This window comes from Nocardioides oleivorans, from assembly GCF_004137255.1.
Lineage (GTDB): Bacteria > Actinomycetota > Actinomycetes > Propionibacteriales > Nocardioidaceae > Nocardioides > Nocardioides oleivorans.
Window position 1 is genome coordinate 2,962,801 of sequence record NZ_SDWT01000001.1, and the last position, 12,862, is coordinate 2,975,662.

10 protein-coding genes are annotated in these 12,862 nt (G+C 72.3%); 8 read left to right on the forward strand and 2 right to left on the reverse strand.

Translation table 11 applies throughout. From position 1 onward, the window contains the following. Positions 1 to 89 precede the first annotated feature (89 nt). The gene (locus tag EUA93_RS21630; protein ID WP_165355165.1) at positions 90 to 266 is read left to right on the forward strand and encodes a hypothetical protein; all 177 of its coding nucleotides are present in this window, start codon (positions 90 to 92) and stop codon (positions 264 to 266) included. Positions 267 to 311: 45 nt separating this feature from the next. Then, complete coding sequence (gene ftsY / locus EUA93_RS14210) at positions 312 to 1,466, forward strand: signal recognition particle-docking protein FtsY (RefSeq protein ID WP_129400729.1); 1,155 nt, start codon at positions 312 to 314, stop codon at positions 1,464 to 1,466. A 9-nt stretch (positions 1,467 to 1,475) separates the two neighbouring features. On the opposite strand, the gene EUA93_RS14215 is transcribed toward ftsY, so the two are convergent. Together EUA93_RS14215 and EUA93_RS14220 are read right to left on the reverse strand one after the other, a co-directional pair. After that, a complete protein-coding gene (locus EUA93_RS14215) occupies positions 1,476 to 4,454 on the reverse strand; it encodes a glycosyltransferase family protein (RefSeq protein WP_129400730.1) in 2,979 nt (992 codons plus the stop codon). Then, entirely contained in the window at positions 4,444 to 5,388 is a 945-nt protein-coding gene (locus EUA93_RS14220; protein WP_129400731.1) for a rhamnan synthesis F family protein, read from the reverse strand. Before EUA93_RS14220 ends, EUA93_RS14215 begins: the two co-directional genes overlap by 11 nt. 201 nt (positions 5,389 to 5,589) lie before the next feature. On the opposite strand from EUA93_RS14220, the gene EUA93_RS14225 reads away from it, so the two are divergent. The 6 genes from EUA93_RS14225 to EUA93_RS14250 all read left to right on the forward strand — a co-directional run bounded on the left by EUA93_RS14225 (position 5,590) and on the right by EUA93_RS14250 (position 12,847). After that, positions 5,590 to 6,921: an ammonium transporter gene (locus EUA93_RS14225; protein ID WP_242497376.1), complete on the forward strand. Its 1,332-nt coding sequence runs from the start codon at positions 5,590 to 5,592 to the stop codon at positions 6,919 to 6,921. Beyond that, positions 6,918 to 7,256 carry a P-II family nitrogen regulator gene (locus EUA93_RS14230; protein WP_090972037.1) on the forward strand — a complete coding sequence of 113 codons (339 nt, stop codon included), beginning with the start codon at positions 6,918 to 6,920 and terminating at the stop codon, positions 7,254 to 7,256. The genes EUA93_RS14225 and EUA93_RS14230 overlap by 4 nt, the downstream gene beginning before the upstream one ends. A gap of 46 nt (positions 7,257 to 7,302) precedes the next feature. After that, on the forward strand, positions 7,303 to 9,528 hold the full coding sequence (locus EUA93_RS14235; protein WP_165355166.1) for a [protein-PII] uridylyltransferase: 2,226 nt from the start codon (positions 7,303 to 7,305) through the stop codon (positions 9,526 to 9,528). A gap of 134 nt (positions 9,529 to 9,662) precedes the next feature. Beyond that, positions 9,663 to 11,240, forward strand: a complete 1,578-nt coding sequence (gene ffh, locus EUA93_RS14240; RefSeq protein WP_129400734.1) for a signal recognition particle protein — start codon at positions 9,663 to 9,665, stop codon at positions 11,238 to 11,240. 18 nt (positions 11,241 to 11,258) lie between these two features. Then, a complete protein-coding gene (locus tag EUA93_RS14245; protein ID WP_129400735.1) occupies positions 11,259 to 12,488 on the forward strand; it encodes an aminopeptidase in 1,230 nt (409 codons plus the stop codon). After that, positions 12,488 to 12,847 carry a hypothetical protein gene (locus EUA93_RS14250; protein ID WP_242497377.1) on the forward strand — a complete coding sequence of 120 codons (360 nt, stop codon included), beginning with the start codon at positions 12,488 to 12,490 and terminating at the stop codon, positions 12,845 to 12,847. Before EUA93_RS14245 ends, EUA93_RS14250 begins: the two co-directional genes overlap by 1 nt. The last annotated feature ends 15 nt before the right edge of the window (positions 12,848 to 12,862 follow it).

The window sequence follows — 12,862 nt, forward strand, 5'->3', positions numbered from 1 at the left end:
GCGCGCCCGGGATCGCCGGGACTGCCGGCCAGCCACCACGTCCGTGCCATGGTGGGAGACCCTGCACCGGAACCACCTCGGAGGACACCGTGCTCGTGATCGTGCTCATGATGACGCTGGGCGTGCTCGTCGCCGCCGGCGTCGCCGTCTACGTCGCCTATCCGCACCGCGGCGAGCAGGTCCCCGTCGTGCCGCAGGTCGGCGACGCCATGCGCAAGGGCGTCGACGCCCTCCCGGTGCTGGAGGACGCGGAGTCGCGTGCCTGATCCCCTCCGGTCGGAGCGCCCCACCGGTGATGGTTGGATGGCGCCATGGGTGACTGGATCTACCTGATCGTCGCGATCGCGGTCGTCGGCGTGCTCACGCTCGCCGGGCTGCTGACCTCGGGGCGTCGTCGGCGCGGCGACCTCCCGCCGGGAGGCGGCACCGACGTCATCGCGCCGCCTCCGAGCGAGGCCGACACCGCCACGGAGGCGCCGCCCGAGCCGGCAGTCGACAGCGCGGTCGATGCCCCGGTCGTCGAGGAGCCCCCGGCCCTCGACAAGCCGGAAGGCACGGCGTCGCGGCTGGTGCGGCTGCGCCAGCGGCTCTCCCGCTCGCAGGGCGGCCTCGGCAAGGGCCTGCTCGCCCTCCTGAGCCGCGACCGGCTCGACGAGGACACGTGGGAGGCCATCGAGGACACCCTCCTGACCGCCGACATCGGTGTCGCGCCGACGCAGGCCCTCGTGGAGAGGCTGCGCACGCGCCTGCGCGTCGAGGGCGGCCAGGTCGCCGACCCCCGCGCCGTGCTGCGCGAGGAGCTCGTCGAGCTCGTCGGCCCCGACATGGACCGCCGGATCCAGGTCACCGGTGCGGACGGCAAGCCCGGCGTGGTGCTCGTGGTCGGCGTGAACGGCGCCGGCAAGACCACGACCGTCGGCAAGATCGCGCGCATCCTGGTCGCCGAGGACCTCACGGTCACGCTCGGCGCGGCCGACACCTTCCGTGCGGCCGCCGTCGACCAGCTGGCCACCTGGGGCGAGCGCGTCGGCGTCGAGGTCGTCCGCGGCCCCGAGGGCGGTGACCCGGCGAGCGTCGCCTTCGAGGCGGTCAAGAACGGCATCGACGACGGGGTCGACACCGTCCTGGTCGACACCGCGGGACGCCTGCAGAACAAGGCCGGCCTGATGGACGAGCTGGGCAAGATCAAGCGCGTCGTGGAGAAGCAGGCCCCGGTCACGGAGGTGCTGCTGGTGCTCGACGCCACCACGGGCCAGAACGGCCTCATCCAGGCCCGCGTCTTCAGCGAGATCGTCGACGTCACCGGCATCGTCCTCACCAAGCTCGACGGCTCGGCGAAGGGCGGCATCGTGGTCCAGGTCCAGCGCGAGCTCGGCGTGCCGGTCAAGCTCGTCGGTCTCGGCGAGGGCGCCGACGACATGGCGCCCTTCGACGCGACGGCGTTCGTCGACGCGCTCCTCGGCTGAGCCGACCGGTCAGCGGCGGGCCAGGAGGCGGCGCACCGCGTCGTCGATCAGCGTCTCGGCGCGCTTGTCGAAGCTGTGCTCGGCGATGATCCGCGTCGCGATCCGCCGGCGGGCGTCGTTGTCGGGGAAGGCGTCGTAGGGCGGCTGCACCAGGCGGGCGAGCTCGTGCTCGTCGTCGAACGGCACGGCGAGGCCGGAGAAGATCTCCTCGAGGCCGTCGATGCGGTCGCTGAGGATCCGGGCCCCGCAGGCGGCGGCGTCGAAGAGCCGGTTGGAGGCGAAGCTGTCGCGGCGCATGTCGAGGTGGTGGTCGTTGAGCACGATCCCGGCGGAGGCGTAGAGGACGCCCACCTCCTGGTTGGCCACGCCGACGGAGGCGATCTGGTCACGCTCGACGAACTCGGTCCAGTCGTTCCCGTGCAGCGTGAGGTCGGCACCGATCGCGAGCGCGCTGCGCACGGCGTAGCGGTAGACCCCGCGTGAGTTGCCGACGAACAGCAGCGCCGGGCCCGTGTCGGGCTCGGCCCGGTCGGGATGGAACCACCGGGTGTCGGTGCACTGGAGCAGGGTCTCGACGGGGGTGCCCCACTCGCGGCTGACCTTCTCGGACCAGCTGGTGCTGGCGGCGTAGACCAGGTCGAAGGCGGCGACCTCCTCGGGCGTGATCATGTCGGGGTGGCTGATGATCCACTCCACGTTGAGCAGCCCCGGGCGCGGTGCCACGCGGTCGAGACCGCGCAGCACGAGGAGGACGTCGTCCTGGTCGCGGGAGTCGCGCTCGCGGGCGTCGCGCCGGTCGATGGCGACGTGCTGCCCGCGTCGCTCGAGCGCCTCGGCCAGCGAGCGCGCGAAGTAGGTGTCGCCCCACCGGTCACCGCGCTGGGCGGCCGGGGCCGCGATGTCGACGGCCCACCGCAGCCGGGGCGGTGACTCGTGGATGCCCTCGATGGCGCGCACCACGAGCTCGGGCACGAGCACCGACGGCGCCGCGCGGTCGTCCGGGTCGGCGGAGACGCGCCGGTTGCGCTGGTCGGTGACCTCGAGCCCGGCGGCGAGCAGCAGCTCGGTGGACCGGTCGGGACCCGGTCGTGCGCTGGTGCTGCGCAGCGAGGACATCGCACCGATGAGCTCGTCGGAGGTGGCGTAGGGGGTGCGGGAGGTGATCACCGTGTCGGGGACGACCACGGACCGACCCAGCCCGGCCTGCGCCGCGCGGAGGCCCAGGTCGGTCTCGGCGAGCACGGAGTGGAAGCGCGGGGCGAGCCCGCGCAGGGTGATCGCCGTCGAGGTCCGGAGCGCCACCAGCGGGGCGGCGGGAGCGGCGACCTCGCAGGCACCGATGCGGACGGCGTCGCTGGTCGGGAGCCCGGCGAGGAACAGCTCGGGGTGCGGGTTGTCCGGCGCGAAGCGGGCACCCGCGCTCAGGATCACGCCGTCGAGGTCGACGACCAGCGGCTGGGCGACCGCGACGCCCTCCTCGCGCACGACGTCCGCCAGGCGCTCGGCGATCGGCTGGCGGGGCGGCATCGCCTCCGGGCGCACGAGGAGCACCGTCGCGCCCGAGGCCACCGCGATGCCCGCGTTGGTCGCCGCCGAGGTCGACACGGCGGCCGGCACCGAGACGAAGCGCGCGCCGGAGATGATGGCGGCGATGGAGGCGGCGAGCACGTGGTGCGCCCGCCGGAGCCGTACGCCGACCAGGATCAGCTCCGAGCCCTCGCGGGGCACCGAGCTGAGCCACTCGACCGTCCGGCGGGGCTCGACGCCCAGCGGCATCACGTGGCTGACCAGGTCCTCCGACAGGTCGCGTGCGGCCGCGGCGTCCCAGTCGACGAGCTGGCGCTCGAGCGCCACCGAGTCCCAGTCGTCGGCGAAGCCGGCCGGCGCCTGGTCGGGCCGCTTGAGCACGGGCACGTCGATGGCGACGGGCTCCTGCTCACGAGCGAGCCGGAGCAGCAGGTCGTGCTCGACGGCCCCGTCGAGGTCCTCGTCGAAGCCGCCGACGTCCTTGATCGCGTCGCGCCGCAGCAGTGCCGTGGTGAGGTCGGCGGGCCGTCCGCCGAGGAGCTCGGCCCGCGACCGCCCCACGGATCCCGCGCCGGCGAGGACCGCGGCAGCGCCGGACGCGTGCGCGTGGCCGAGCAGGCTGGACAGCATCTCCGGCAGCCACTCGCGGCCCAGGGGGAGGAACGCGACGTGCTCGGCCGTGCCGTGCTCGAGCGCGACGTTGAGCGCGTGGGCGTGCCCGCAGCGCGACTCGCGCACGAGCGTGATCCGGTCGTCGAACGCCGCCATGCCCTGGAGGACGGCGGCGGTGTCGTCGAGCGAGCCCCGGTCGACCGCGACGAGGTGCCAGTCGGAGAAGTCCTGGGCCTGCAGCGACGCGACGGTCTCGTGGACGAGCGGCCCGCCGTCCTGGGTGGCCATGACGACGGTGACGGCCGGGGAGGTGCCGAGCGCCGGGAGCGGGGGCGTCGGCCCGACGAGCTCGGGGCGCTCCAGCACGACCTCGCGGCGCCAGGCGGCGGCCGCCTCGACGGCCGCGGCACGGTAGGTGCTCCACGAGACCTTCCTGGGCAGGATCCGCGTCGGGAGCGCGGTGCCCGGGCCGGTGACCGAGAGCCAGTAGGAGAGCGCGCCGTAGGGGTGGAGCCGCGCCTCCGGGTGGGCGGCGAAGATGATCCGCGGGTCGACCAGCGGGTGCGGGGCGATCCGGTTGCGGCGACGGCGCTCGGAGAGGTACCAGAGGGCCGGGTGCTGGCCCAGGCGCTGCCACGAGCGCCGACGCCCGATCCACTGGGCCTCGAAGAGGGGGTGCGGCGAGACGTCGCCCGCCTCGACGGCCGCGCGCGCGGCGTCGTGGACGGACTCGAAGGTCGTGCCGAGCTGTGCCCCGACGTAGTCGACGTCGACCAGGCCGGCCTCGACCAGCACCTCGGCCGCGTCGTCGTACTTCACCTGCCCGACGCGTCGGCGCTCACCGCGCATCGGAGTACCTCACGAGCGGGAACAGGGGCTCCAGGGCGAGCGGCGTCGGCAGCAGCCGCTCGGTGTCGCGCAGGGGGTAGTACTGGGCGGTCTCGTCGAGGAACTCCCGCACCCCGGCGAAGCGCTGCGGGAAGCGACGCTCGCACAGCTCGAGCAACCGCTTGGCGTCGAGGTTGTAGGGGTCGTAGCGCAGGGTGTCGATCTTGACGTAGGGCAGGCGCGCGTCGTCGAGCACACGGTCGGCCAGGCTCCTGGCCGGGTTCCACGGCTCGCTGGCCCGCTCGCGCCACTCGCGCACCTCGGCGCGGTTGCGGGGGAAGGTGGAGCGGTGCGCGGCCCACCAGCGCATCCGCTCGCGCGCGATGCGCCGGTCCTCGGCCGTCTCGACGAAGTAGGTGTCGGAGCTGAAGCCGGCGTCGTACAGCCGACGGGACATGCCGATCTCGTAGCGACGGATGACCTGGCGCCGCTTGGAGATCGGCTCCATCTCCTCCCAGAACTGGGTGAACGCACGCGAGGAGACCACCCACGGCCGGAACGCGACGAAGAACGACTGGATGTGCGGCGCGAGCCGCTCGGCGGCGGTGAGCCCCCAGAAGTCGCACGGCCGGGTCGCCATCTCGTCGAAGACCGGGCCGTAGGAGTCCATCGCGAAGACGTAGGTGTCGTTGCAGACCACGACCTCGTCGTAGCGCGTCAGGTCACCGGCGGCGTCGAGCCCGACCTTGTAGCTGAAGAAGTCGTAGCCGTAGTTGGCACGCTCGACGACCACGGCGCGCTCGGAGAGCCAGGCCCGGGCCGAGTCCTGCAGGTGGGCGGTCGTGCAGACCAGCAGCGTGTCGACCGAGGCGGCCAGCGCCTCCACCTGACCCCGCACGTGGGGCCTGAGCTCCCCGGCGACGTCGTAGTGCGCCATCACGGCAAGTCTGGACACGGCCGAACACTAACAAGGGGCACTCGGGCGACGGCCCGTTCACACACCTGTAACACGAGGTGCCATTCCGTTGCCTGCCTGCAACATGTGCCGTGACCTCGTGAAACCTCGCCCCCACAGGCTTCGGGCAACGCGTGAGCACCGTCGTGACAACGCCGTCACGGACGGTGCCCACACCCACGCACGTTTCCTGGAGGTCCTGTGGACGGCTATTACGCCTTCATGCTGGTGGCGACTGCCTTCGTCCTGATGATGACGGTGCCCGCGCTGGCCCTGTTCTACGGCGGCATGTCTCGGTCGAAGTCAGTTCTCAACATGATGATGATGTCGTTCATCGCGGCTGCCATCGTCGGCATTCTCTACGTCGCGGTCGGCTGGTCGATGGGCTTCGGGGGCGAGGGCACGTTCTTCGCCAACCCGTTCGAGCTCCTCTGGCTCGACGGCGTCACCACCGACAACTACATCTACGTCATGTTCCAGATGACGTTCGCGATCATCACCGCCGCGCTGATCAGCGGCGCGGTCGCCGACCGCCTGAAGTTCTCCGCCTGGGTGGTCTTCCTCCCGCTGTGGGCGCTCATCGTCTACTTCCCGATGGCCCACATGGTGTTCAGCTGCACCGACGACTCGCTCATCTGCGGCCGCATCGGCGCGCAGGACTACGCCGGCGGCACGGCCGTCCACATCAACGCCGGTGTGGCGGCCCTCGTCCTGGTCGTGCTGCTCGGCAAGCGCATCGGCTGGCCCAAGGAGCAGATGCGCCCGCACAACCTGACGCTGACCATGCTCGGCGCGGGCATGCTGTGGCTCGGCTGGTACGGCTTCAACGTCGGCTCGATCGTCTTCGGCACCACCTTCGACGAGGACCCCGACGCCTTCCTCTCGCAGTTCTACTCCGAGACCGGCCGCACCTTCGCCAACACCACCCTCGCGACGTTCGCCGCGATCCTCGGCTGGCTGGTCATCGAGCGCCTGCTGCACGGCAAGGCCACCTCCCTCGGTGCCGCGTCCGGCATCGTGGCCGGCCTCGTCGCGATCACGCCGGCCGCCGGTGCCCTCAACGTCAGCGGTGCGGTCGCCGTCGGCGCCATCGCCGGCGCGATCTGCGCCTGGGCCGTCAGCCTGAAGTACAAGTTCGGCTACGACGACTCGCTCGACGTGGTCGGCGTCCACCTGGTCGGTGGCATCGTGGGCACCGTGCTGATCGGTGTCTTCTCCACCTCCGACGGCGCCGGTGGCGTCGACGGTCTCCTCTACGGCGGCGGCTTCGGCTCGCTGGCCGACCAGTCCCTCGGTGTGGTCGTGGCCGTGCTCTACTCGGGCATCCTCACCACGATCATCGCGCTGGCGATCAAGTACACGATCGGCCTGCGCCTCGACGAGGAGGACGAGGTCAACGGCATCGACCTCGCCGCGCACGGCGAGTCGGCGTACGACCTGCACACCGGTTCCAGCGGCGGCTCGTCCAGCGTCCTGGCCGCGTCGACCGCCAAGCCCGCCACCACTGCCACCTCCGAAGGAGCGCACGCATGAAGCTCGTGACCGCGGTCATCAAGCCGCACAAGTGGGAGGACGTCCGCGAGGCGCTGGAGACCTTCGGTGTCGCCGGCATGACGGTCTCCGAGGTCAGCGGCTACGGCCGGCAGAAGGGCCACACCGAGGTCTACCGCGGTGCCGAGTACGACATCGCGCTGGTCCCCAAGATCCGGATCGAGATCGTCATCGACGACGCCGACGCCGAGGACGTGGTCGGCATCATCGTGAAGACCGCGCAGACCGGTCGCATCGGCGACGGCAAGGTCTGGGTCAGCCCGGTCGAGACCGTCGTCCGTGTCCGCACCGGTGAGCAGGACGCGTCGGCTCTCTGATGGCACTCCCTCTCGGGAACCCCACCGGTCACGGGGGCGTGACTCGGTGACCGCAGCACAGCGACAGGCCAGGGCCACCTCGGCCGACGAGCTCTGCAGGGAGGCATACGCTGCCTCCGCAGGGCCCGTCGCCGGGGTGGCCCTCGTCGCCGTCGGTGGCTACGGGCGCAGCGAGCTGGCCCCGCACTCCGACCTCGACGTCGTGCTGGTGCACGAGGACGGTGTCGAGCTGGGCGACCTCGGCAGCACCCTGTGGTACCCGCTCTGGGACTCCGGGCGCCGGCTCGACCACTCCGTGAGGTCGATGGGCGAGATGCTCGACGCCGCCGCCGACCTGCGGGTCGCGCTCGGCCTGCTCGACGCCCGCCACCTGGCCGGTGACCCCGGCCTCAGCCTCCGCCTGCGCGCCACGATGCTCGCCGACTGGCGCCGCCAGGCACGCACCCGACTTCCCGACCTCAAGGCGATGACGCGCAAGCGGCACGAGGTCACCGGGGAGCTCGCCCACGCCTCCGTGCCGGACGTGAAGGAGTCCGAGGGCGGCCTGCGCGACGCCGGCGTGCTCAAGGCGATCGAGGCCAGCTGGCTGGTCGACGCCTCCACGCCCGCGCTCGAGGCGGCCCGGATGATGCTCCTCGACGTCCGTGACGAGGTCCAGGAGCTCGCCGGACGCCCCAGCGACCGGATCGCTCCCGAGATGTGGGCGCCGCTCGCCGACCGGCTCGACCTGCGCGACGCGGAGGCCGCCCAGCGGCACGTGCGGTCGCTCGGGCGCCGGATCGCGCACCTGTCCCGCCTCGCGTGGCGGCGTACCGACGCCGTGACGGGACGCAGCAGCGCGGGCACCAAGGGGCGTCGTACGCCGGCGCTCGCGCGCGTCGCCCCCGGCATCGCGATCTCCCGCGGCGAGGTCGTGCTCGACAAGGGGACGTCGCCCGGCGACGACCCCACCCTGCTCCTGCGCGCCGCGGCCGAGGCCGCGAGCCGCGACGCGGTCCTGGCCCCGACGACCGCTGCGCGCCTGGTGCGCGAGGGCGTCGAGCTGCCCGTCCCGTGGCCGGCCAGCGCGCGGGACGCCCTGGTCCGGCTGCTCGCCAGCGGTCCCGGCCTGCTCCCCGTGTGGGAGACCCTCGACGAGATCGACGGCATCGAGACCTTCCTGCCCGAGTGGGAGCAGATCCGGCTGCTGCCGCACGCGTCGGCGATCCACCGCTTCACCGTCGACCGGCACGTCGTCGAGACGTGCGCCGCCGCGGGGTCGCTGATCCGAGGCGTGCGCCGGCCCGACCTGCTGCTGGTCGCCGCGCTGCTGCACGACATCGGCAAGGGCTCGCTCCAGGACCACTCCGTGGCCGGCGAGCCGATGGCCCGCAAGATCGTGGCCCGGATGGGCTTCACCGACCTCGACGCCGAGGTGGTCGCGTCGCTGGTGCGCTGGCACCTCCTGCTCGCCAACCTCGCCACCACGCGCGACCCCGACGACCCCGCCACCACGGCCGAGCTGCTCACCCACGTGCCCGACGCCGCCAGCCTCGAGCTGCTGCGCGCGCTGACCGAGGCCGACTCCAAGGCCGCCTCCCCGGCCGCCTGGACGACCTGGCGCGCCTCGCTCATCGACCGGCTCGTGTCGAACGCGGGCCACGCCCTCGGCGCCGAGCTCACCCACGACCTCCCGCCCACGTCGCTGCCGGTGCCCGACGTCGTACGACGCGACACGGGGGCGGTGTCGGTGGAGATCTCGCCGCACGAGGTCGGGGCGACCGTCACCGTGATCGCCGCGGACCGGGTCGGCCTGCTCGCCGACGTCGCCGGCGGGCTCGCGGCGATGCGGGTGCCCGTCCACGCCGCCCGGGCCTGGGCGCAGGTCGACACCGAGGGGGAGTGGGGCGTCAGCGCGTGGGAGGTGTCCGACGCCTACCTGGACCCGGCGGTGGTCCGCGAGCGGATCCGGCGGGTCGTCGAGGGCACCCAGCGGATGCCCGACCTCCCTGCGCGCCGCGACGACGAGCTGCCTCCGATCGTCGAGGTCCGCCCCGACGCCTCCCGGGCCTCCCTCGTGCTCGAGATCCGCACCTCCGACCGTCCGGGGGTCGTGCACCGGGTGCTCACCACGCTCGCCGGGCTGGGGCTGACCGTCGCCTCCGCGCACGTCTCCACGCTCGGCCCCCAGGCCGTGGACGTGTTCTACGTGCAGGAGGTCGGCGGGGTGCGCCCCACCGAGGAACGTGCCGCGGCGGCCGCACACGCCGTGCGCACCGCCCTCGGCGGCTGAGCCCGCACCCGGGACCGACCGGGACCGACCGGGACCGACCGACACCGGGCTCGGCCGTCGAGGCTGGCTGGATGGGACCCGGCCGTTAGGCTGGGCAGTCGTCACACTCTTCGATGCGAGGGACAGCCCACACCGTGTTCGCCACACTCTCCGACCGCCTTGCCGACACCTTCAAGAACCTCCGGGGCAAGGGTCGGCTCTCCGAGGCCGACATCGACGCCACCGCGCGCGAGATCCGCATCGCGCTCCTCGAGGCCGACGTCGCGCTGCCGGTCGTCAAGGAGTTCGTCGCGGCAGTCAAGGACCGGGCACGCACCGACGAGGTCAGCGGCGCGCTCAACCCGGCGCAGCAGATCATCAAGATCGTCCACGAGGAGCTCGTCACGATCCTCGGCGGCGAGACCCGCCGGCTGCGCTACGCCAAGTCCGGCCCGACGGTCATCATGCTCGCCGGCCTCCAGGGTGCCGGCAAGACGACCCTCGCCGCCAAGCTCGCCCTCTGGTTGAAGGACCAGGACAAGACGCCGATGCTCGTCGCGGCAGACCTGCAGCGACCCAACGCGGTGCAGCAGCTCCAGGTCAACGGCGAGCGCGTCGGCGTACCCGTCTTCGCCCCCGAGCCGGGCAACGGCACGGGGAACCCGGTCGACGTCGCGCGTGCCTCGATCGAGGAGGCGAAGCGCAGGCTCCACGACGTCGTCATCATCGACACCGCGGGCCGCCTCGGCGTCGACGAGACGCTCATGCAGCAGGCCAAGGACATCCGCGACGCCGTGCGGCCCGATGAGGTGCTGTTCGTCGTGGACGCGATGATCGGCCAGGACGCCGTCACGACGGCGCAGGCGTTCCTCGACGGTGTCGGGTACGACGGCGTGGTGCTCACCAAGCTCGACGGTGACGCCCGCGGTGGTGCCGCACTGTCGATCCGCTCGATCACCGGCAAGCCGGTCATGTTCGCCTCCAGCGGCGAGAAGATGACCGACTTCGACCTCTTCCACCCCGACCGGATGGCCTCGCGCATCCTCGACATGGGCGACATGCTCACCCTGATCGAGCAGGCCGAGAAGGCGTTCGACTCCGACCAGGCGATGAAGGCCGCGGAGAAGCTCGGCACCAAGGGCGGCTTCACGCTGGAGGACTTCCTCCAGCAGATGCAGCAGATCCGCAAGCTCGGCTCGATGACCAAGATCATGGGGATGCTGCCCGGCATGGGGCAGTTCCGTGACCAGCTCGAGAACTTCGACGAGAAGGAGATCGACCGGCTCCAGGCGATCATCCAGTCGATGACGCCGGCCGAGCGCGACAACCCCAAGATCATCGACGGCTCGCGTCGCGCCCGGATCGCGAAGGGCTCGGGCCGCCAGGTCTCCGACGTCAACCAGCTCGTCGACCGCTTCTTCGAGGCGCGCAAGATGATGGAGTCGATGGCCCGCGGCGGCGGGGTGCCGGGCATGCCCGGGATGCCGGGGATGCCCGGACTCGGTGGCGGCAAGCGGTCCGGCGCGCGCCAGCAGGCCCAGGCCAAGGGCAAGAAGGGCAAGCGCGTCTCCGGCAACCCGGCGAAGGCCGCCCAGCAGAAGGCGGCCAACGACGCAGCGTCGAAGGAGAAGGCCGGCAACCCGTTCGGCAACCCCGACGGCGCCGACGTCGACTACGAGAAGGCCGCCGAGCAGCTCAACCTCCCGAAGGACTTCTCGCAGTTCCTGAAGTGACGGTGGTTTGCTGAACCCATGACCGAGCCGTTCGACCGCCTCCTCGACTCCTACGCCCGCCTCGTCGTCCGGGTGGGGGTCAACCTCCAGCCCGGGCAGGAGGTGGTGATCAACGCGCTGCCCGAGCAGGCCGACGCGGCGCGCGCGATCGCCGACGAGGCCTACCGCGCCGGCGCGTCACGGGTGAACATCCAGTACGACGACCCCTACCTGCAGCGTGCCGCCGTCGAGCACGCACCCGAGGACCTGCTCGGCGTCTCCCAGGACCACACGCTGGCGCAGGTGCGGGCGTGGCAGACGAGCAAGCCGGCCCTGATCAGCCTGACCGGCAACCCGCACCCGACCCTCATGGAGGGCCTCGACCCTGCGCGGCTGGCCAGGTCGATGCCCATCGACCTCATCCAGGAGGTCATGCCCCTCTTCTCCACCAACAAGGTCGCCTGGACCGTCGTCGGGGCGCCGACCCAGGGCTGGGCCGACAGTGTCGGCGTGGCCGACGTGGCCCGGCTCTGGGACGCGGTGGCCGTCTCCATGCGCCTGGACCAGGCCGATCCCGTGGCGGCGTGGCAGGCGCACGTGGCCAAGCTCCGCGCGCGCGCCACGATCCTCAACGGCCACCGCTTCGACAAGATCCGCTACCGCGGCCCCGGCACCGACCTGACGCTCGGGCTGGCCGCGAGCTCGCGGTGGGTCGGCGGTTCGGTCGTCAACGAGGACGGCGTCGAGTTCGTGCCGAACATGCCGACCGAGGAGGTCTTCGTCTCGCCCGACTGGCGCCGCTCGGAGGGCTTCGTGCGCACCTCGGCACCCTTCTTCCTGGCATCGATGGGGGCGCTCGTCGAGGACCTGTCGCTCGAGATCACCGACGGCACGATCACGGGCGCGACCGCGTCACGCGGCGAGGACGCCGTCCGGGCCCAGTTCGACCTGATCCCGCGCTCGCGCCACTTCGGCGAGGTCGCGATCGTCGACTCCGACTCGGCCGTCGCGCAGACCGGGCTGGTCTACAAGGACATGCTGTTCGACGAGAACGTCGGCTCGCACGTCGCGTGGGGCATGGGCTACACCGAGGCCATGGCCGGGACCGTCGGGCTCTCGCAGGACCAGCGCGTGGCGGAGGGGCTCAACCAGTCCGACACCCACGTCGACATCGTGATCGGCAGCCCCGAGGTGCAGATCGACGGCATCCACGCCGACGGCAGCGTCGTACCCGTCACGCGGGGCGACGAGTTCGTGCTGAAGGACTGATGAGCGTCCTGGTCGTCGACGGCGCCAACGTCGTCGGCTCCGTCCCCGACGGCTGGTGGAAGGACCGCGCCGGCGCCGCACGGCGCCTGCACGAGCGGCTGCTCGTGGCCGACACGCCGTTCGACGAGATCGTGCTGGTGCTGGAGGGGCAGGCGAAGGGCGGCGTGAAGGCGGGGTGGGACGTGCACGTGCGCACCGTCCACGCCGCGCGCGACGGCGACAGCGAGATCCGCGAGCAGGCCCGGCAGGCGCTCGCCTCCGGTGGCCGGGTCGTCGTCGTGACGGCCGACCGCATGCTCGCGGCCAACGTGTCGCCGGCCCAGGTGCTCAGCCCGTCCTGGCTGCTCGACCAGCTCTGAGCGGCCCGGCCCCGG

Coding starts and splice junctions, on each gene's coding strand:
- ftsY (WP_129400729.1), top strand. CDS start 312: ATGGGTGACTGGATCTACCTGATCGTCGCGATCGCGGTCGTCGGCGTG.
- EUA93_RS14215 (WP_129400730.1), bottom strand. CDS start 4,454: ATGCGCGGTGAGCGCCGACGCGTCGGGCAGGTGAAGTACGACGACGCG.
- EUA93_RS14230 (WP_090972037.1), top strand. CDS start 6,918: ATGAAGCTCGTGACCGCGGTCATCAAGCCGCACAAGTGGGAGGACGTC.
- EUA93_RS14245 (WP_129400735.1), top strand. CDS start 11,259: ATGACCGAGCCGTTCGACCGCCTCCTCGACTCCTACGCCCGCCTCGTC.
- EUA93_RS14250 (WP_242497377.1), top strand. CDS start 12,488: ATGAGCGTCCTGGTCGTCGACGGCGCCAACGTCGTCGGCTCCGTCCCC.